General features: G+C 35.8%; 19 protein-coding genes. All 19 read left to right on the top strand.

Going from position 1 to position 19,175, the window contains the following annotated elements:
* Positions 1-38 precede the first annotated feature (38 nt).
* The 19 genes from hrcA (at position 39) to era (ending at position 19,099) form a co-directional block, all read left to right on the top strand.
* Entirely contained in the window at positions 39-1,088 is a 1,050-nt protein-coding gene (gene hrcA, locus C8C76_RS03335; protein WP_258222411.1) for a heat-inducible transcriptional repressor HrcA, read from the top strand.
* A gap of 5 nt (positions 1,089-1,093) precedes the next feature.
* Complete coding sequence (gene grpE / locus C8C76_RS03330; RefSeq protein WP_108138637.1) at positions 1,094-1,729, top strand: nucleotide exchange factor GrpE; 636 nt, start codon at positions 1,094-1,096, stop codon at positions 1,727-1,729.
* A 93-nt stretch (positions 1,730-1,822) separates the two neighbouring features.
* Entirely contained in the window at positions 1,823-3,712 is a 1,890-nt protein-coding gene (dnaK, locus tag C8C76_RS03325; RefSeq protein WP_108138635.1) for a molecular chaperone DnaK, read from the top strand.
* A 123-nt stretch (positions 3,713-3,835) separates the two neighbouring features.
* Positions 3,836-4,960 (top strand): molecular chaperone DnaJ, encoded by a 1,125-nt coding sequence (dnaJ, locus tag C8C76_RS03320; protein WP_108138633.1) that lies wholly within the window; start codon positions 3,836-3,838, stop codon positions 4,958-4,960.
* Between the two features lie 82 nt (positions 4,961-5,042).
* Complete coding sequence (locus C8C76_RS03315) at positions 5,043-5,795, top strand: 16S rRNA (uracil(1498)-N(3))-methyltransferase (protein ID WP_108138631.1); 753 nt, start codon at positions 5,043-5,045, stop codon at positions 5,793-5,795.
* Between the two features lie 2 nt (positions 5,796-5,797).
* Positions 5,798-7,108: a tRNA (N(6)-L-threonylcarbamoyladenosine(37)-C(2))-methylthiotransferase MtaB gene (gene mtaB, locus C8C76_RS03310; protein WP_108138629.1), complete on the top strand. Its 1,311-nt coding sequence runs from the start codon at positions 5,798-5,800 to the stop codon at positions 7,106-7,108.
* A gap of 109 nt (positions 7,109-7,217) precedes the next feature.
* Positions 7,218-7,562, top strand: a complete 345-nt coding sequence (locus tag C8C76_RS03305; RefSeq protein ID WP_108138627.1) for a histidine triad nucleotide-binding protein — start codon at positions 7,218-7,220, stop codon at positions 7,560-7,562.
* Between the two features lie 56 nt (positions 7,563-7,618).
* Complete coding sequence (locus C8C76_RS03300; protein ID WP_108138625.1) at positions 7,619-8,068, top strand: GatB/YqeY domain-containing protein; 450 nt, start codon at positions 7,619-7,621, stop codon at positions 8,066-8,068.
* A gap of 72 nt (positions 8,069-8,140) precedes the next feature.
* A complete protein-coding gene (locus C8C76_RS03295) occupies positions 8,141-9,421 on the top strand; it encodes an NfeD family protein (RefSeq protein WP_108138623.1) in 1,281 nt (426 codons plus the stop codon).
* 3 nt (positions 9,422-9,424) lie between these two features.
* A complete protein-coding gene (gene floA / locus C8C76_RS03290) occupies positions 9,425-10,411 on the top strand; it encodes a flotillin-like protein FloA (RefSeq protein WP_108138621.1) in 987 nt (328 codons plus the stop codon).
* Positions 10,412-10,445: 34 nt separating this feature from the next.
* Positions 10,446-10,895, top strand: coding sequence for a hypothetical protein (locus C8C76_RS03285; protein ID WP_108138619.1), 450 nt, complete (start codon positions 10,446-10,448; stop codon positions 10,893-10,895).
* A gap of 117 nt (positions 10,896-11,012) precedes the next feature.
* A complete protein-coding gene (locus C8C76_RS03280; RefSeq protein ID WP_108138617.1) occupies positions 11,013-11,972 on the top strand; it encodes a PhoH family protein in 960 nt (319 codons plus the stop codon).
* Positions 11,973-11,974: 2 nt separating this feature from the next.
* On the top strand, positions 11,975-14,233 hold the full coding sequence (locus C8C76_RS03275; RefSeq protein WP_108138615.1) for an HD family phosphohydrolase: 2,259 nt from the start codon (positions 11,975-11,977) through the stop codon (positions 14,231-14,233).
* A complete protein-coding gene (ybeY, locus tag C8C76_RS03270) occupies positions 14,226-14,657 on the top strand; it encodes an rRNA maturation RNase YbeY (protein ID WP_108138613.1) in 432 nt (143 codons plus the stop codon). Before C8C76_RS03275 ends, ybeY begins: the two co-directional genes overlap by 8 nt.
* A gap of 9 nt (positions 14,658-14,666) precedes the next feature.
* A complete protein-coding gene (locus tag C8C76_RS03265; protein WP_108138611.1) occupies positions 14,667-15,368 on the top strand; it encodes a diacylglycerol kinase in 702 nt (233 codons plus the stop codon).
* A 29-nt stretch (positions 15,369-15,397) separates the two neighbouring features.
* Positions 15,398-16,657, top strand: coding sequence for a hemolysin family protein (locus tag C8C76_RS03260; protein ID WP_108138609.1), 1,260 nt, complete (start codon positions 15,398-15,400; stop codon positions 16,655-16,657).
* Between the two features lie 16 nt (positions 16,658-16,673).
* Positions 16,674-17,768: a DUF3048 domain-containing protein gene (locus tag C8C76_RS03255; protein ID WP_108138607.1), complete on the top strand. Its 1,095-nt coding sequence runs from the start codon at positions 16,674-16,676 to the stop codon at positions 17,766-17,768.
* Between the two features lie 40 nt (positions 17,769-17,808).
* A complete protein-coding gene (locus C8C76_RS03250) occupies positions 17,809-18,228 on the top strand; it encodes a cytidine deaminase (protein WP_108138605.1) in 420 nt (139 codons plus the stop codon).
* Positions 18,218-19,099: a GTPase Era gene (era, locus tag C8C76_RS03245; RefSeq protein ID WP_108138603.1), complete on the top strand. Its 882-nt coding sequence runs from the start codon at positions 18,218-18,220 to the stop codon at positions 19,097-19,099. The genes C8C76_RS03250 and era overlap by 11 nt, the downstream gene beginning before the upstream one ends.
* The last annotated feature ends 76 nt before the right edge of the window (positions 19,100-19,175 follow it).

Genomic DNA, 19,175 nt, shown 5'->3' with positions numbered 1-19,175 from the left:
CACTCTCCTTAATTGAGTGCTAAAAAAAGAGGTGAGAAATGATGGTTGAAGAATTAGATCCGAGAAAAAAGCAAATACTGCAGGCCATCATTCAGGAACACATAATTTCTGCATCTCCGATTGGCTCAAAGACACTTGCAAAAAAATATAATCTGGATGTAAGTCCTGCAACTATCAGAAACGAAATGGCTGATCTAGAAGATTTAGGTTATTTAGAACAGCCTCATACATCTGCTGGTCGAGTGCCTTCTGATAAAGGTTATCGCTATTATGTTGATCAGCTTGTCAGCAGAGAAAAAAATGAAGTTCCTGGGGTAATAGAAAATATAGAGAATTTATATCAGGATCTTCAGGATGTACAGGATATAATTTCTGGTATGGCAAAAATGCTTTCCAATATGACTCATTATACTGCTATGGTTAGTGAGCCCAAAAGTCAGGTCAGTCGTTTAAAAAAGGTTGAGATAATGCAGCTGGCAGATAACTCCCTACTTTTAGTTTTAGTAACTGATACAGGGATGGTTAACAATAAGATTATTAACCTTGATCAGAGTTTATCTGCACGCAAAATTTCTTATCTTAATAGATTTTTAAGCGAAAAGCTGGAAAATAAACTACTTGCTAATTTAGATACTAATTATCTAAAAGAAGTTGAAAAAGAACTGATGGCAAGACTTGATTTGTCTGTTGACCTATTTAAACAGTTTTATAATGAGTTTGAAGGTGCATTTGAACCTGGTGGAGTTAAAGTCTATCTTGGGGGAACTTCTTATATTTTAGAACAGCCCGAGTTTAATGATTTAGAAAAGGTTAAAAAGATGCTTAGACTGCTGGACCAGGAAGAAATGCTTAATAAAATTATAAACAGTATGTCTGGTTCTGATCTTGAAATTAAGATCGGCCAGGAAAATGAAGTTGAAGATATTAAAAACTGCTCACTGGTTGTTGCAACCTATTATATTTCAAATAGAGCAGTTGGGAAAATTGGCGTTATTGGTCCCACCCGTATGGAATATCCGCGTGTTATTTCATCGGTTGATGTAATTTCAGATATTTTAGGTAAATTAATTTCTAAAGCTAGTGGGTGATAATTATGGACAAAGAAAAAGAAAATATTGAAATGGAAACAGAAAAAGAGAAAACTGAAACAGCAGCCAAAAGGGCTCAGGAGAATGAAAATTCTCAGGTTGAAGAAAATGAGGAAGAGAAAGCTGAAGAAACTGAAGAGCTTAAAGGAGTTCAGATGGAGCTTTCTCGCGAAGAACTAATTGAAGAAGTAAAAGAAAAAAACGAAAAAATTGAAGAAATGGATGCTGAAATCGATGATCTTTTAAGTCGACTGCAGAGGCTGCAGGCAGACTTTGTTAATTATCGCAAAAGAAGTCAGCGAGAAAAGGCTGAAATGTCTGCCCGGGGTAAAATTAAACTCTGTGCCAGTTTGCTGCCTGTTATTGATAATTTTGAGCGGGCATTAAAATCAGAGGATAATAAAAATGAATTTTATCAGGGAGTTGAAATGATCTATAATCAGCTCTTAAAAACTTTTGCTGACCAGGGGATTGAAGAAATTCTGGCAGAAGGTGAAGAATTTAACCCGGAGTATCATGAGGCGATTATGCGAGTTGAAAGCGAAGAGTTTGAAGAAGGAACTGTGGTTGAAGTCGTTCAGAAAGGCTTCAGTCTTGATGATAGAGTAATTAGACCGGCAATGGTAAAAGTAGCTGGTTAAAATAAAGTTTTAAATTTTTAGATAAAATTTTAGCAAATTTAAATTTATATTAATCAAAAACTTAGATAACAATTTTATAAGGAGGAATATAAAATGGGTAAAGTAATTGGTATTGACTTAGGAACAACTAATTCCTGTGTGGCAGTAATGGAAGGTGGAGAACCAACCGTTATTCCAAATAAGGAAGGTGCTAGAACTACTCCTTCTGTAGTAGCATATTCTAAAAAAGGAGAAAGAATTGTTGGTGAGCATGCTAAGCGTCAGGCTGTAACTAACCCTGATCAGACAGTAGCATCCATTAAAAGACACATGGGTTCTGATTATAAAGTTAAATTGAATGATGAAGAATATAATCCTCAGCAGATTTCTGCAATGATTCTGCAGAAATTGAAAAGAGATGCTGAAGAGTATTTAGGCGAAGAAGTTGAGGAAGCTGTAATTACAGTTCCTGCATACTTCAGTGATGCTCAGCGTCAGGCAACAAAAGATGCCGGTAAAATTGCTGGTTTAAAAGTAGAAAGAATTATCAATGAGCCTACAGCTGCTTCTTTAGCTTATGGTTTAGATGATAAAGGTGAAGAAACTATCTTAGTTTATGACCTTGGTGGAGGTACCTTTGATGTTTCCATTCTTGATATTGGAGATGGAGTATTCGAAGTAATTGCTACAAATGGTAACAACCACCTTGGTGGAGATGACTTTGACCAGAGAATTATTGATTATCTGGCAGAAGAATTTGAAAATAGAACTGGAATTGATTTAAAGAAAGATAAAATGGCACTTCAGCGCTTAAAAGATGCTGCCGAAAAAGCTAAAATTGAGCTTTCCAGTGTAAAGCAGACTAATATTAATCTACCATTTATTACTCAGACTGATGAAGGACCTGAACACTTAGATATTGATCTAACAAGAGCTAAGTTTGAAAGTCTGATCAGTGATTTAATCGAGCAATCTATGGAGCCAGCTCGTAAAGCGTTAAAAGATGCTGGAATGGATAAATCTGATATAGATGAGGTTATTCTTGTTGGTGGATCTACCAGAATTCCTGCTGTTCAGGAAGCAGTTAAGGGACTAATCGGTAAAGATGCCCACAAAGGAATCAACCCTGATGAGGTTGTAGCTGTTGGTGCTGCAATTCAGGGTGGTATTTTAGCTGGGGATGTTGATGATGTAGTACTCTTAGATGTTACACCACTATCTCTCGGTATCGAAACACTTGGGGGAGTATTTACTAAATTAATTGATAGAAATACTACAATTCCTACTTCCAAGTCTAAGATATTCTCTACCGCGACTGATAATCAGTCAAGTGTAGATATCCATGTTCTGCAGGGTGAGAGAAAGATGGCTAAGGATAACAAGACCTTAGGCCGCTTCCAGTTAACTGATATTCCACCTGCACCACGTGGAGTACCTCAGATTGAAGTAGAGTTTGATATTGACAAAAATGGTATTGTGCATGTAGCTGCTAAAGATAAAGGTACAGGCAATGAGCAGAAAATCACCATTAAGTCAACAAGTGGTTTATCTGAAGAAGAGATTGATGAAATGGTAAAAGATGCCGAAGAGCATGCTGAAGAAGATAAAAAGCGAGTAGAAAAAATTGAAACTCGCAATGAAGCAGATGCTTTAGTTCATCAGACAGAAAAGACCTTAGATGAAGCTGGAGATAAGGTTGATGATTCAATCAAAGAAAAAGTAGAAGCTGCTAAGGATGAGCTTAAAGAAATTCTGCAGGATGAAGATGCTGAAATTGAAGCAATCAAAGAAAAAATGGAAGCATTAACTGATGAGCTAACTGAATTAAGTTCTGAACTATATTCACAGGCAGAAGGAGCTCAGGCTGGAGCAGGAGCTGCAGGAGCCGGTGCTCAAACAGGAGCAGGCCAGGCAGGTCCACAGCCAGAAGCTGGAGCTTCTCAAGCTGATGACAATACAGTAGATGTAGATTTTGAAGAAGTAGATGAAGACGAAGAAAAGTAAATTAGACAATTAATATATAACACAACTATAATTTGTAAGTAATGAGAAAGATGTGTCAGTTTAGGGAGAGGAGGCCTCTCCCTATAACTGTTTTCTCTTTCTTTTTAGAGAGGTGATTTTAAGATGGCAAAAAAAGATTATTACGAATTGCTCGGTGTTGACCGGGATGCCGATCAAAAAGAAATTAAGCGGGCTTATCGTAAGCTTGCCAAAAAATATCATCCTGATATGAATCAGGAAAAGGATACCTCAGAGAAGTTTAAAGAAATATCTGAGGCTTATGAGATATTAAGTGATCCGGACAAGAGAGCTCGTTATGATCAGTATGGTCATTCAGGTATTAATGATCAGGACTTCAATTTTGATGATTTTGCTCGCGGCGGTTTTGGTGGACTTGATGATCTTTTCAATATGTTTGGATTTGGCGGCGGCATGGGCGGCCGCAGACAGAATGGACCACGCCGGGGAGCAGATCTGCAGTATAGGCTGCAAATTTCTTTTGAAGAAGCTGCTTTTGGTGGTAAGAAAGAAATTAGAATTCCACGGGAAGAAGAGTGTGACCGCTGTGGTGGCAGTGGTGCTGAACCTGGAACAGATGTCAAAACCTGTCCGGAATGTAATGGTCAGGGCCAGGTGCGCAGCAGCCAGCAGACACCATTTGGACAGTTTACTCAGACAAGAGCCTGTCCAAAATGTGGTGGGGATGGTAAGATTATTGAAGAAGCCTGTCATAAGTGTAATGGTTCAGGCAAGGTTCGTAAACAGCGCAAATTAACTGTTAACATACCGGCTGGTGTAGATACTGGAACCAGACTCAGAATGTCCGGGGAAGGCCAGGCTGGAGAAAAAGGTGGACCTGCAGGTGACCTATATATTGTAATCGATGTCCAGGAGCATAAGATTTTTGACCGCAAAGGTGATGATCTCTACTGTGAGGTTCCAATAAGTTTTGTTCAGGCTACCCTTGGTGACAAGATTAAAGTTCCTACTTTAGAGGGGAAAGTTCAGTTTGACATTCCTGAAGGAACTCAGCCTGGTACAACTTTTAGACTTAAAAACAAAGGTATTCAGCATCTTAATGGATATGGTCGTGGTGATCAGTATATTAAGGTAAAAGTTATGATTCCAAAAGATTTAGATAATAAACAGAAAGAACTGCTGGCAGAATTTGCTGATATCAGCGGTGAAGAAATAAATCCAGAGCATAAAAGCTTTTTAAAAAAAATAAAAGACGCGATTAATATATAATAGCAAGGTAATTTAATTAATTGATAGAATGAAATTGCTAAACTTATAATTTGAGAGACTCTAAAATAGTGGAGTGAAAAAAATGCATAGATTTTTTATAGATCAGAGTACTGAAATTGACAGTAGAGTAATTATTTCTGGAAATGACTATAACCATCTAAAAAATTCCCTGCGCCTTAATCTAGGTGACAGGGTTATTCTTTCTGATGGTAGTGGTTTTGATATGGAAGCAGAAATAATTAACTTTAGTGATGATGGAGCAGAACTTAAAATATTGACTAAAGAAAAATCTAAAGTTGAGTCAGGAATTAAAGTCTGGCTGGCTCAGGGTTTACCCAAAAAGAGTAAAATGGATTTAATTGTAGAGAAAGCAACAGAAATTGGTTTTGCAGGTTTAATTCCTTTAGAAAGCAAGAGAACTATAGTAAAATATAATCATAAGAAAAAGGAGAAAAAACAGAGCCGCTGGCAGAGAGTTGCTGAAGCAGCAGCCAAACAGTCAGGTAGAGCTGTGATTCCAGAAATTAAAGATTTCTATAGTTCAGATAACCTTAAAAATTTAAAGGATAAATTTGACTATGTTTTAATCTTATGGGAAGATGAAAAAAGTTATTCAATTAAGAATTTTTTTAGAGATAATCCAGTTAGTCAGGAAGCAAATATTCTGGTGATTATTGGTCCGGAAGGCGGTTTTTCGGAAGCAGAAGTTGAGAAATTCAAAACTGAGCTAAAAGCAGAAGTTATTAGCCTGGGACCAAGAATTTTAAGAACAGAAACAGCAGGAATTACTGCATTGACAGCAATTTTATATGAGAAAGGTGAACTTGGTGATTAAAAATGATTAAAAAGGCAGCTTTTTATACTCTGGGTTGTAAAGTAAATCAGTATGAAACTGAAGCTGTAATTGATATATTTTTAGATAATGGCTATCAGATTGTAGATTTTTCCGAAATGGCAGATGTGTATATAGTTAACAGCTGTACTGTAACTAATGAGGCTGCTCGCAAAACGAGGCAGATTGCCCGGCGAGCTAAAAGAAGATCTCCAGATAGTCTGGTGGCAATTGTAGGCTGCTATACTCAGGCTTTTCCGGATGAAGTAAGTGAGATTGAAGAAATTGATTTTGTAATGGGCAGCAATAATAAAGCGGAAATATTGGACAAAGCAGAAGAGATGCTGGCCGGTAGAGATGTAGATGCTGAAATTAAGGAATATAAAGAACTTAGGGACTATGAGGAATTAAACTTAAAGCGGCTTTCTAACACCACCAGAGCTAACGTTAAAATTGAAGATGGCTGCAACCAGTTCTGCAGCTACTGTATTATCCCTTATGCGAGAGGACCTGTTCGCAGCCGCAAAAAAGAAGATGTGGTTGCAGAAATTAGAAAACTTTCTCAGCAGGGAGTAAAAGAAATTATTTTAACCGGAACCCATCTAGGGGCTTATGGAAGTGAAAATGGGAATTCTAAAGCCTTAACAGAATTAATGCAGAGTTTAACTGAAATTGAAAGTTTAAAAAGAGTTCGTTTGAGCTCAATCGAAGGCACCGAAATTGATCAGGGAATGATGGATTTAATTGCGGAAGAAGATATATTCTGTCCTCATTTACACCTTCCGCTGCAGAGTGGTAGTGATCAAATTCTGGATGCCATGCAGCGTCCCTATACTGCTGGAGAATTTAAAGAAACTGTGGCTGAACTCAGAAAAAGAATACCCGATCTGGCATTAACTACAGATGTAATAGTTGGTTTCCCCGGGGAAACAGAAGAAACATTTGCTCAAACTGTTGAAGCAGTAAAGGAAATTGGTTTTGCTAAAGTACATGTTTTTCCTTATTCAGCCAGGGAAGGTACACCTGCAGCAGAAATGGATCAGTTGAATGGGAATATTGTGACTGAGTACAGTAAAAAATTAAGGTTAATTAATGAAGCGTTAATGCTCGATTATCAAAAAGAATTTTTAGGAGAAAAGAGAGAGGTCCTAATAGAAGAGGTAAGAGATCATCAGACTGATTTATTAACAGGATATACTGATAACTATCTCAAGGTTTTAGTTGATGGACCTGATGAATTAAAAAATGAGCTGGTTGAAGTTAGGCTGGAAGAGTCTTTTGATTCTCATCATATCCTGGGAAAAATAATAGATTAGCAGGAATATTATTCTTTTAAGCGAATATAGTTAATAGTCACTTTTTCTAAAAAAATCTGAGATATTCTTTTAAAATTGAAATTAGAAAAAATAAAAGGAGGGATTTTTCTTGGCAGATTGTTTGTTCTGTAAGATTTCTTCAGGTGAGATGGATACTGATTTTGTTTATGAAGATGATCAGGTAGTAGTTTTTGAAGATATTAATCCTCAGGCACCTGTTCATTTATTAATTGTTCCTAAAAAACATATAGCTGATTTAAACCATTTAGAGGCAAGCGAAAATGATTTAATTGGTCATGTTTATCAGGTGGCCAAAAAAATGGCAGCAGAAAATGGAATTGATGATTCAGGTTACAGACTGGTTAGTAATTGTGGAGATGAAGGTGGTCAGACTGTTTATCATATTCACTTCCATTTATTAGGTGGTCGTGAACTGCAGTGGCCTCCAGGTTAAAAATGGGTTCTAAAAAATATAATCGTTTAATTGTAAAATAGATTGGAGATGTTAAAATGAGTGAATTAAAAGAACAGCTATTGGAAGATATGAAAAAAGCAATGAAGGCAAAGGATAAGGCCAGACTTTCGGTAATTAGAATGACCAGGTCAGAAATAAAAAATAAAGAGATTGAAACTGGCGAGGAATTAGATGATCAGGGTGTAACAGCTGTGATTGCAAAGCAGGTTAAACAAATCAAAGATTCACTTGCTGATTTTGAAAAGTCAGGGAAAGATGATGTTATGAAAAAACTGCATCAAGAAATTGAGATTCTCCAGGAATATTTACCTGAACAGATGTCAGAAGAAGAAGTTGACCAGCTTGTAGAAGAGGTTATTTCCGAAACAGGAGCAGAGAATATGTCTGATATGGGTCAGGTAATGGGTGCCATCATGCCTAAAATAAAAGGTAGAGCTGACGGCTCAATGGTTAGTGAAAAAGTTAAAGAAAAATTGAGCAGCTAAATATCAAATTAAAATAGAATTTAAAAGAAGGGGATTTCCCCTTCTTTATTCCTCTATACTGGAGGTTCAATTATGAAAAGAAAAATTTTAATTTTTTTAATATTAATGTTAACTTTTACTTTTTATAGCTCTGCTGCAGAAGCAGAAGTAATTCATATCCGACTTGATGGAGAAATTAACAGTGCAGAATATGCTTTTATAGATAAAAATCTGAGCCAGGCTGAAGCAGCAGGGGTAGATTTTGTGATCATAGAAATCAGCTCTCTTGGAGGCTATGTAGACCCTGCTTTAAAAATAAGAGATAGAATTTTAGAATCAGAAGTAGAGGTAATTACTTTTGTCAGCGGCAGAGCCTGGTCTGCTGCAGCCTTAATAGCTCTGGCGGGAGAAGAGTTATACATTTCTCCTTCAGCGAGTATTGGAGCTGCTGAGACAAGGCCTAATGAAGAGAAATATATTTCTGCTTTAAGAAAAGAATTTGCAGCTACAGCAGAGAGAAGAAACAAAAATCCTCAAATTGCAGAGGCAATGGTTGATGCTGCAGTAGAAATTGAAGGTCTGATAGCAAAAGATAAACTTTTAACTCTGACTGCAGCAGAGGCGCTGGAATATCAAATGGCAGATTTTAATGCCTCAAGTCTTGCTGATGTAGCAGCGATTAGAGAAGTTGATCTAAATGAAATTAGGACAGTAGAAAAGACTAATTTAGAAAAAATAATGGGTATTATCAGCAGTCCTTATATCAGTTCTCTGGTTTTAATTATTGCCTTTTCAGCTCTGATTTTTGAAGCGCTGACTCCCGGCTTTGCTCTGGGAGGAACTGTTGGAATTATAGCCTTACTGATATTTTTTGCCAGTCATATTTTTACCGGAGCAATTGGAACTGGGATTGTAGTTCTCTTTATCATTGGTGTGATTTTAATTCTGGCAGAAGTGTTTATAATTCCCGGATTTGGAATTGCAGGTATTAGTGGGATTGCAGCAGTTCTTGTTAGTTTGTTTTTTATTTTTCCCAATACTACAATTGCAATAAATGTGCTGCTGGCAGTAGTTTTATTTACAATGGTGATTGCAGTATTTATGTTTAAGAAGTTCGGCAGCAGCCGTTTTTGGAAGCGGATATCTTTAGAAAGTAGTTCCAAAAATTATTATTCTTCAAGCTCTAAAAAAGATTATTTAGACCAGGAAGCGAAAACTCTTTCCAAACTGCGTCCGGCAGGTACAATTGAGATTAATGGAAAAAGAATTGACGCAGTTAGTGAAGGTGCTTTTATAGAAAAAGATAAAAAAGTAAAGGTTATTTCTGTTTCAGGCTCAAGAGTTGTTGTTAGAGAAACATCAGAGGAGGAATAAATAATGGAAATATTTTCAATTTTAATTTTAGTTGCTTTAATATTATTTTTTGTTTTGTTTTTCTACTTTATCCCAATTGGTTTATGGATTTCGGCAACGGCTGCCGGAGTTAAGGTTGGCTTTTTCAATTTAATCGGAATGCGTTTAAGAAGAGTAGTACCTTCTTCAATTGTTGGACCGATGATTAAATCCCATAAGGCAGGTAAGGGTTTAAGCAGTGATCAACTAGAAGCTCATTACCTGGCAGGAGGAAATGTTGACCGAGTTGTTGATGCTTTAATTGCTGCTCAAAGAGCAGAGATTGACTTAACATTTGAGAGAGCTGCAGCAATTGATCTGGCAGGAAGAGATGTTTTAGAAGCAGTTAAAATGAGTGTTAATCCGAAAGTTATTCAGACTCCAATTGTCACTGCGGTAGCAATGGACGGTATTCAGGTGATGGCAACTGCTAGAGTAACAGTTAGAGCAAATATAGATCGTCTTGTAGGTGGAGCTGGAGAAGAAACAGTTCTGGCACGAGTTGGAGAGGGTATTGTCACAACAGTAGGTTCTGCAGAATCACATAAAAAAGTACTGGAAAATCCGGATTCGATTTCTAAAACAGTTTTAGATAAAGGACTGGATTCTGGAACTGCATTTGAAATTTTATCTATTGATATTGCTGATGTTGATGTTGGTAAAAACATTGGTGCTCAGCTGCAGACAGATCAGGCAGAAGCAGATAAAGAAATTGCTCAGGCTAAGGCTGAAGAAAGAAGAGCAATGGCAGTAGCTGAAGAGCAGGAAATGAAAGCTAGAGTCCAGGAAATGCGGGCTAAAGTTGTTGAAGCTGAGGCAGAAGTTCCACTGGCTATGTCCGAAGCTCTTAAAAAAGGTAATCTGGGCGTAATGGATTATATGAATCTTAAAAATGTGGAGTCAGATACAAAAATGAGAACCAGTATTTCCGAAGCTTCCGAAAATGAAAAAGATAAGCAGAATGAAAACTAATAGTTTAAACTGTCATCAATGCTGGAGGTGAAATATGGAAGATCTTATTTTTGTACTTCCTACATTAATAATATTCTTTTTCATTATTTTTCAGATATTAGCATTTTTCAAAAGGGGATTTGATTTTGTCAGGAAAAACTTTGATCTGACAATTGATCAGGCTGGTGAAGAAATTAAAAAGAAAGGCTCTCAAGCTGAAGAAAATTTTGATCAGAATGAGCTTGAAAATAGAATAGCTGAAGCTGAAAAGAAATCCCTGGCTGAAAGTAAGGAAAGAATTTTAAAGAGTTCGAGAACAAATTCAAAAAGAGATAATGCTAAAAATAAAAAAGATAAACTAATAAAGGGTAATCCTGATCAACAAGAACTCAGCAGTAAAAAAAGCAGCTCACTGGGGGAAATTTTTGCTCAGTACAATGAGGTGGAAAAGGCTGTTATTTATAAAGAAATCTTATCTAAACCAAAAGCTTTAAAAAAAGATTAAAATCAAATCTTCTTCAAAACTGTGGCCCCCCTCCGGCTGCAGTTTTTTCGCTAAATTTGTTTAAAGAAATAAATATGATATAATAAATAAGTAAAAGTATTAAGGAGGAGTTATAATTTGAGTCAAAAAGAGAGAAAAATTGAAATTAATGATTATCAGCTTGCCCAAAACTTTTTCGGTCATAATGATCGGAACTTAAGGCTTTTAGAAGATATACTTTCCTTAAAGCTCAGCGGCAGAGGTAATCAGATAAAAATAAAGAGTGATGGTGATCTTGAAAATCCTGTAAAGATAATAAAAAAATTATTATCATTGACAGATCAAAATGAGGAACTATCACCGCGAAAACTTAAATATGCAGCTGAGCTTTTAAAACGAAATCCGGCTGTTGATTTAAATAGAATTTATGATGAAGTTATATTAGAAAATTATAAAGGTCGGAAAATAAAAGCTAAGACGATGGGGCAAAAACTTTATTTGGAGTCAATAAAAAATAGAGATATTGTTTTTTCTATTGGTCCAGCTGGAACAGGTAAGACATATCTGGCAATGGTTATGGCGGTAAAAAGTCTTTTAAATAATGAAATCAACAGAATAGTATTGACCAGACCAGCAATTGAAGCAGGAGAAAATTTAGGCTTTTTACCTGGAGATATGCAGGAAAAGGTTGATCCTTACTTGAGACCTTTATATGATGCACTTTATGATATTTTGGGACCTGAAAAAGCTAAGTTATATCAGGAAAAAGATATTATAGAAGTTGCTCCCCTGGCTTATATGCGGGGAAGAACACTTGACGATTCTTTTGTGATTCTGGATGAAGCTCAAAATACCACTTTAGAGCAGATGAAAATGTTTTTAACCAGAATTGGATTTAATTCTAAGGCAGTAATTACAGGTGATATAACCCAAATCGATCTTCCCAGTAAAAAAAGATCCGGCCTGGCCACTGTTCAAAAAATATTAAAAGATATTAAGGGAATAGACTTTGTCTATTTAAGTAGACATGATGTGGTCAGACACGATCTGGTTAAAGAAATCATAAAAGCATATGAAAGTTATGAAAGTGGGAACTAAAAATGAAATTTATGAAAAAATTAAGAGTCAAACTCCGAAATTGGAGAAGAGAATATCTTGATTTTTCAACAAACACCTATAAAGTAATCTGGGCTGTGATCTTCTTTCTTCTGGTTGCTCTAATTTTGAATTTGGATTTAATTCCAAATCAGGTTGATTTAAGAGCAGGTCAGGTAAGTCAGAGCGATATTACAGCTCCCAGGACGATCACTTTTATTGATGAGGCTAGAACTTCTGAATTAAGACAGCGGGCAGCAGATACTGCGCCCAGGGTATATGAAGAAGACAGTACTGTGGAAGAGAATGTGCTAAAAAAAGTTGATAGTTTATTTGCAGCAGTAACTGCTGAAAGAAAGTTCTTTTATAATAATAAAATTTCTCTAACAGAAGAAAATGAAACTGAGCAGGGTCAAATCAATGAGGCAGTTAGTGAAGATTCTGCTGAGGAGGAAGAGAATAATTTAACAGACGCTGAAATTAAAAACTTTAGTCAGGCAGAAATTAATGAAATTGCTGATCTGACCAGTGCTGAAATTGATTATGAACTCAGTCAGGAAAGCCTTGGAGTCTTAATTACTCTTAACCAGGAAGAATTATCAGAAATTGAGGATCGGACACTTAATCTTTTAGAAAATAAGCTGGGCAGCAGGATTCTGCCATCAGATCTGGTATCTGCCCGTGAAGAACTGCGCCAAAGTGCAATGGAGATGGATATTTCGCGTGATCAAAGACTTGCTATCGCTGAAATTGCAGAAACAGTTATTGCAGCAAATATGTTTTTGAATCAGGAGGCTACTGCCAGCAGAAGGCAGGAAGCTATATCTGAAGTTGAAGCTGTAGAAAAAACTGTAAGACAGGGAGAAATTATCGTCCGCAAGGGTGATGTAGTTACAGAAGCTGATATTGAGATTTTAGAAAGACTGGGACTGCAGAAAGGCGGCATCAATTATTATAATATTGCCGGAAGAATTTTAATTAGCTTTATTCTGGTTCTTTTGCTTGGCTTTTATTTTTATAAATATCAGAAAGATGTCTGGAATGATAACAGCAGATTATTATTGATAGAATTATTAATTTTAACTGTGGTTTTCTTTGCAAAGATCATGACTTTTTTTCAGAATCCTTTTGTTGATTTTATGGTACCCACAGCTATGGCGTCAATACTGCTTACAGTTTTAATCAGCAGTGATACAGCTTTAATTACTACCTTATTTATCAGCTTATTAATTGCTCCAATTTATGATATGAATTTTAATATAGTTTTGACCTCTTTTCTGGCCGGCTTGATTGGTATTTTTAGTGTTACCAGGGTTAAAGAAAGAGGAGATATTATAAGAGCCGGTTTAAATGTTAGTTTTATTTTAATCTTTTTAATTGGTGGTCTTTCATTACTTCAGCAGAATCAGGATTGGACATACCTGCTCTGGTCAATCGGTGGTGGAATTGTTAACGGGCTATTAGTTGGGGTGCTTGCAAATGGTCTGCTGCCCTATCTTGAAGATTTATTTGATATGACAAGCTCGGTTAAACTGTTAGAGCTATCTAATCCCAGCCAGCCAATTTTAAAGCGGATGCTGGTTGAGGCTCCAGGAACCTATCACCACAGTGTTATAGTAGGAAATTTAGCTGAAACTGCTGCAGAAGATGTGGGGGCAGATTCTCTATTGGCCCGCGCAGCTGCCTATTATCATGATATTGGAAAATTGAAAAGACCCTACTTTTTTTCAGACAATCAATTTGGTGGAGAAAATCCTCATGATAAAACTTCCCCCAATTTGAGTGCCTTAATCATTAAATCCCATGTTAAAGATGGGGTAGAAATGGCAGAAGAAAATGGTCTGCCTTCAAAAATTATAGATATAATTAAACAGCATCATGGTACTAATCTGATTTCTTATTTTTATCAGCAGGCGCTTCAGGATAACAAACATGATGATATTGAAAAGAAAGATTTTCGTTATGATGGTCCTAAACCTCAGAGTAAGGAAGCAGCAATAATAATGCTTGCTGACATAACAGAGGCAGCAATTAGATCTAAAAACTTTAATAAAAACAATCATGATCGGATTGAAGGATTTGTTAGAGGCCTTGTTAAGGATAAATTAATAGAAAACCAGCTTGATCAGTCAAATCTAACTCTGAGTGACCTGGATACAATAGTAAAGAGCTTTGTTAAAGTTTTAACCGGTATTTATCATCAGCGTGTAGAATACCCGGATAAACTGCTGAAAGAGATGAAGGGTGGTAATAATAGTGATTAATGTAGATTTTAATAATCAACAGGATAAAGTTGAAATCAGCGAGGAAATGTTTGATCTTTTACGGGAAGTTATTATTACAGCTGCTGAACTGGAAGGTTATAGTGGTGGTGAAGTAAGTATTGCCTTTGTCAGTAATCAGCAGATCAAAGAGTTAAATCAAAAATACAGAGATAAAAATGAAGCTACAGATGTACTTTCATTTCCAATAGATGACGAGATGCTGGGAGATATAATAATTTCAGCAAATAGGGCTCTAGAGCAGTCTAAGGAATATGGACATTCTTTAAAGCGTGAACTCGCCTATTTAACTGTTCATGGAATGCTGCATCTTTTTGGCTATGATCATCACAGTGAGGAAGAAAAAAATGAAATGCGTCAGAAAGAAGAAAGAGTTTTAACCCAGCTTGGAATCAGCAGAGATTAGGTGTAAATAATGTGGATTTTAAAAACTATTGATAGTTTTAATCATGCAATTGCTGGTTTAATTCATGCTATTAGAACCCAGAGAAATATGCAGATTCACCTGACTGCTGCAATTTTAGTCCTGGCCTTCAGCCTTTTCTTTGATTTAAGCAGAATAGAGCTGGGGCTGGTTATAGTAGCTATTTCTCTTGTTATTTTTGCCGAGCTGATTAACACAGCTGTAGAAGTTATTATTGATATTTTAAGTCAGGAATATAATTTTAAAGCAAGAATTGCCAAAAACATTAGTGCGGCAGCAGTAGTTATTGCAGCCGGCAATGCAATTTTTATTGCTTATCTCGTTTTTATTACTAAAGCTCAGGAATTATCTTTAAATCTCATTTTTAATATCAGACATGAGCCACTGCATCTAATATTTATTACACTGTCTTTAATATTTATTCTGGTTATTGTTTTAAAATCTATTTTCAGCAGTGGTACTCCACTTAAGGGTGGTATTGTTAGTGGTCATGCAGCACTTGCAGCTTCCTCGGTGCTTATCATCTGGTTTTTAACCAGGAGCTTGATTGCTCTTTCTTTAGCTTCAGTACTTGCTTTTTTGACAGCACAGAGTCGGCTGGAGGCTGGTACCCATTCATTTAAGGAGATAGTACTGGGGACTTTACTAGGAAGTATAATTGCATTTATAATTTTTTATTATTTCAGTATTTAATAACTTTGATGACTGTGGAGGAATTAATAATGTATTTAGAATTATTATCTTTATTCATCTTGATATTTTTATCTGCCTTTTTTTCTGGTTCTGAGACAGCCTTTATGTCTGTTAACAGAATTAAGATTAAAGAAAAAGTTCAAAGAGGAGATGAGCATGCTGCAAAAGTAGATAAATTACTGCAGGATCAGACTAAACTATTAACAACTATTTTGATTGGTAATAATCTTGTTAATATTGCAGCTTCCTCCATAGCAACAGCGCTTTCGATAGAATTATTTGGAAGTAAAGGAGTTGGGATTGCGACCGGTGTAGTGACTTTATTAATTCTTATTTTTGGAGAAATAACTCCTAAGTCACTGGGTAATAATAGAGCAATTGATTATGCTAAAGCTGCAGCAGTTCCCCTTTATTATCTTGAAATAATTTTATCCCCTTTTATTTATCTTTTCACAAAAATAGTGAATCTTTTTGTGAAAGATAAAAGCCTGATTTCTTCCGCTTTTTTAAGTGAGGAAGAGATTAGACGTTTTGTTGATGTCAGTCAGCGAGAGGGTGTCATTAAAGAAACAGAGCAGGAAATGATTCAGAGTGTATTTGATTTTGATGATACTCTGGTAAAGGAGATTATGATCCCCAGAATTGATATGGTTTGTATCGAAAAAAATGCCAGTTTAAAAGAATTAATAAAAATGGGGGTTGAAAAAGGTCATTCCAGAATTCCAGTTTTTGAGGAATCCATTGATAATATTATTGGTTTGATTTACATTAAGGACCTCCTGGAATTACTGCTGGAGCAAAAAGATGATGTTGATATTGAAGAATTTGTTAAACCCATTTATTTTATTCCAGAAGGAAAACCAATCAATCAATTATTATCAGAAATGAAAGATAGAAAAGAACATATGGCAATTGTAGTAGATGAATATGGTGGTACTTCTGGTTTAATTACTATTGAAGATTTACTGGAGGAAATTGTTGGTGATATTCAGGATGAGTTTGACTTAGAAAAAAGTTATATTGAAGTTATTGATGACAACAAACTGCTGCTTGACGGTAGAGTTGATATCGAAGAGTTAAATAGATATTTAAAAGAGCCGCTGGCTGAAAGTGATGATTACGAAACGGTAAGTGGTCTGGTATTATATTATCTAAACCGCCTGCCGGTTCAGGGGGAAAAGCTGCAACTGGAAGATGTAACATTTGTTGTTGAAAGTATAATTGACAATAGAATTAGAAAAATAAAGCTGATAAGTGAAAAAGAATTAAAAATTGAAGATGATGAATAATTTTTGGGGTGAGAAGATGAAGTCAAAGGTATATTTTCTGCTGATTTTACTGCTCTCAGCACTGCTCATATTTACAGCCTGCAGTAGTGAAGAAGGAGAGCAGCCAAAGCAGAGTGAGGAAGAAGTCAGTCAGCAGGAAGATTTAAATCAAGAAGAGCTGGAAGAAGAAATCAAAAAGATTGAAGAAGAATATGAAGCCGAAACACCGGAGGAAGATGAGATAACAGAAAGCAATTATAATGCAGTTTCTCCATTTACCGGGCTGCCAATTAAGCAAAATTATTATAAAAGAGCAGTGGCTGTTTCAATTGAAAATTCACCTGCCGCCAGACCTCAAAGCGGTTTGAAAGAAGCTGAAATAGTCTATGAATTTATGCTGGAAGGTGGGATCACCAGATTTCTGGCAATTTTCTGGCCGGAGGTACCAGAAAAAATTGGACCAATTAGAAGTGCCAGACCTGCTCTGGTCAAAACTGCACAGTCATATGATGCAGTATTTTTACATGCTGGGGCCAGTCCTGATGGTTTTGCAATTTTAGCAGTAAATGATATTCTGCATCTGGATCAGCTTTATAAGAGCCAGTACTTCTGGCGCAGCAGTAAGAGAAGAGCTCCTCATAACCTTTATTCCGGAGAAGAACCTTTAAAAGACTATTTAGATAACCTGGAGGAAAAAGAATATCCGGAGCAGTTTAATTTTTTAACTGCTTCTGTAGTCAGCAACTTTGAAAAGGCTGAAAATATCAGTGTTGACTACTGGGGATCATATGAAGTTCTTTATGAATATAATAGACTGGAAAACAATTATTTAAGATATTTAAATAGCGGAGATAACCCGCATCTTGTAGAAAATGGAGAACAGCTTAAGGCTAAAAATATCATAGTCCAGTATGTCAAAACTTCTACTAAAGATAATCAAGATCGACAGGATATAGATATTAAATCAGGTGGAGAAATGAAATTGTTTAGAGATGGAATGGTTATTGAAGGCAGCTGGGAGAATAATGACAATCAAATAACTTATTTAAATGCTGCTGGTGAAGAAATTGAGATTAATCGGGGACAAACCTGGATTCAGGTGGTTCCAAATGGTACAGAAGTTACTTATTAATATAGAAAAGTTTTAAAAGCAATTTTGTGAGGTGTTAGTAATGAAAAAAGAAATTAAAGATAAAATGTTTAAAAAAGCTTTAGAAGTTCAAAAAAATGCCTATGTTCCTTATTCAGAATTCCCTCTGGGAGCAGCTATTTTGACTGAAGATGGTTCGATTTATACAGGGGTAAATATTGAAAATGCTGCCTATGGTTTAACTAACTGTGCAGAAAGATCTGCAATTTTTTCAGCTGTATCTGAGGGACACAGAAAAATTGAAGCAGTACTAATAGTTAGTTCTACCGAAGAACCTGTCCCTCCCTGTGGTTCCTGCCGTCAGGTAATTAATGAGTTTGCTGACGGAGAAATTGAGATTATTATGATGACAGAAAAAGGGAAAGAAATAACTATGACCAGTACAGAACTGCTTCCAGGAGCTTTTTCAGACAGTTCAATGGAGAAAAATAATGAGCTATAAATCAGGATTTGTAACAGTAATTGGCAGACCGAATGTTGGTAAATCGACCCTGATTAATAATTTAATAGGAGAAAAAATAAATATTATTTCTCCCAGACCCCAGACGACCCGTAATAGTATTAAAGCTATCTATTCAGAAGACGATGGGCAGATTATTTTTATTGATACACCGGGTATTCATGAACCTAGAAATGAACTGGATAAATACATGCAGGATGAAGCTTACAGCAGTCTTGACGGGATAGATGTGATAATTTTTATTCTTGACGGCAGTACTTACTGGGGTAAAAATGATCAATTAATTTATAATCAAATTAAAAATAGTGATCAGGAAATAATCTATGTGATGAATAAAATTGATAAAATATCAAATAAAGAATTGGTAAAAAGACAGCAGAAGTACAGTCAAAAAGTTGGTAAAGAAGTTATTCCAATTTCTGCTTTAAATAACAAAAATACAGATAATCTATTGAAAGAAATATTTTCAAAATTACCGGAAGGACCTCAGTATTACCCGGAAGATATGATAACTGATCAGATAGAAAGATTTGTTTTTGCAGAAATGATCAGGGAGAAGATTTTCTACCTAACCCGGGAAGAGGTTCCTTATGGGGTGGCTGTTTTAGTTGAAGAAGTTAAGGAAAGAAAAAATGATGATTATTATATTAGAGCCAATATTTATGTAGAAAAGAAATCACATAAGGGAATTATTATTGGCAAAAATGGTAAAATGTTAAAGAAAATTGGTCGGGCAGCCAGAAAAGAAATAGAAGATTTAATGCAGACCAAAGTTTATTTGGACCTCTGGGTTAAAGTCTTAAAGGACTGGCGCGAAAAAGATAGTCTGCTCAAAAGAATGGGTTATAAATAAATTTATTGCAGGACAATGACAAAGTTTGTAGAATATAAATATTGATAAAGCAAAAATATAAGAATTTAAGGAGTGG

The sequence above is a fragment of the Halanaerobium saccharolyticum genome (genome assembly GCF_003053565.1).
In the GTDB taxonomy this organism is placed as follows: Bacteria; Bacillota; Halanaerobiia; order Halanaerobiales; family Halanaerobiaceae; genus Halanaerobium; species Halanaerobium saccharolyticum_B.
The sequence above is the reverse complement of the archived record's forward strand: the minus strand, read 5'-3'. Positions and strand labels throughout refer to the sequence as shown.

Bases quoted from the DNA above. Each gene is read 5' to 3' on its own strand.
- hrcA (WP_258222411.1), top strand. From the start codon at position 39: ATGATGGTTGAAGAATTAGATCCGAGAAAAAAGCAAATACTGCAGGCC.
- grpE (WP_108138637.1), top strand. From the start codon at position 1,094: ATGGACAAAGAAAAAGAAAATATTGAAATGGAAACAGAAAAAGAGAAA.
- dnaK (WP_108138635.1), top strand. From the start codon at position 1,823: ATGGGTAAAGTAATTGGTATTGACTTAGGAACAACTAATTCCTGTGTG.
- dnaJ (WP_108138633.1), top strand. From the start codon at position 3,836: ATGGCAAAAAAAGATTATTACGAATTGCTCGGTGTTGACCGGGATGCC.
- C8C76_RS03315 (WP_108138631.1), top strand. From the start codon at position 5,043: ATGCATAGATTTTTTATAGATCAGAGTACTGAAATTGACAGTAGAGTA.
- mtaB (WP_108138629.1), top strand. From the start codon at position 5,798: ATGATTAAAAAGGCAGCTTTTTATACTCTGGGTTGTAAAGTAAATCAG.
- C8C76_RS03300 (WP_108138625.1), top strand. From the start codon at position 7,619: ATGAGTGAATTAAAAGAACAGCTATTGGAAGATATGAAAAAAGCAATG.
- C8C76_RS03295 (WP_108138623.1), top strand. From the start codon at position 8,141: ATGAAAAGAAAAATTTTAATTTTTTTAATATTAATGTTAACTTTTACT.
- floA (WP_108138621.1), top strand. From the start codon at position 9,425: ATGGAAATATTTTCAATTTTAATTTTAGTTGCTTTAATATTATTTTTT.
- C8C76_RS03285 (WP_108138619.1), top strand. From the start codon at position 10,446: ATGGAAGATCTTATTTTTGTACTTCCTACATTAATAATATTCTTTTTC.
- C8C76_RS03275 (WP_108138615.1), top strand. From the start codon at position 11,975: ATGAAATTTATGAAAAAATTAAGAGTCAAACTCCGAAATTGGAGAAGA.
- C8C76_RS03265 (WP_108138611.1), top strand. From the start codon at position 14,667: ATGTGGATTTTAAAAACTATTGATAGTTTTAATCATGCAATTGCTGGT.
- C8C76_RS03260 (WP_108138609.1), top strand. From the start codon at position 15,398: ATGTATTTAGAATTATTATCTTTATTCATCTTGATATTTTTATCTGCC.
- C8C76_RS03255 (WP_108138607.1), top strand. From the start codon at position 16,674: ATGAAGTCAAAGGTATATTTTCTGCTGATTTTACTGCTCTCAGCACTG.
- C8C76_RS03250 (WP_108138605.1), top strand. From the start codon at position 17,809: ATGAAAAAAGAAATTAAAGATAAAATGTTTAAAAAAGCTTTAGAAGTT.
- era (WP_108138603.1), top strand. From the start codon at position 18,218: ATGAGCTATAAATCAGGATTTGTAACAGTAATTGGCAGACCGAATGTT.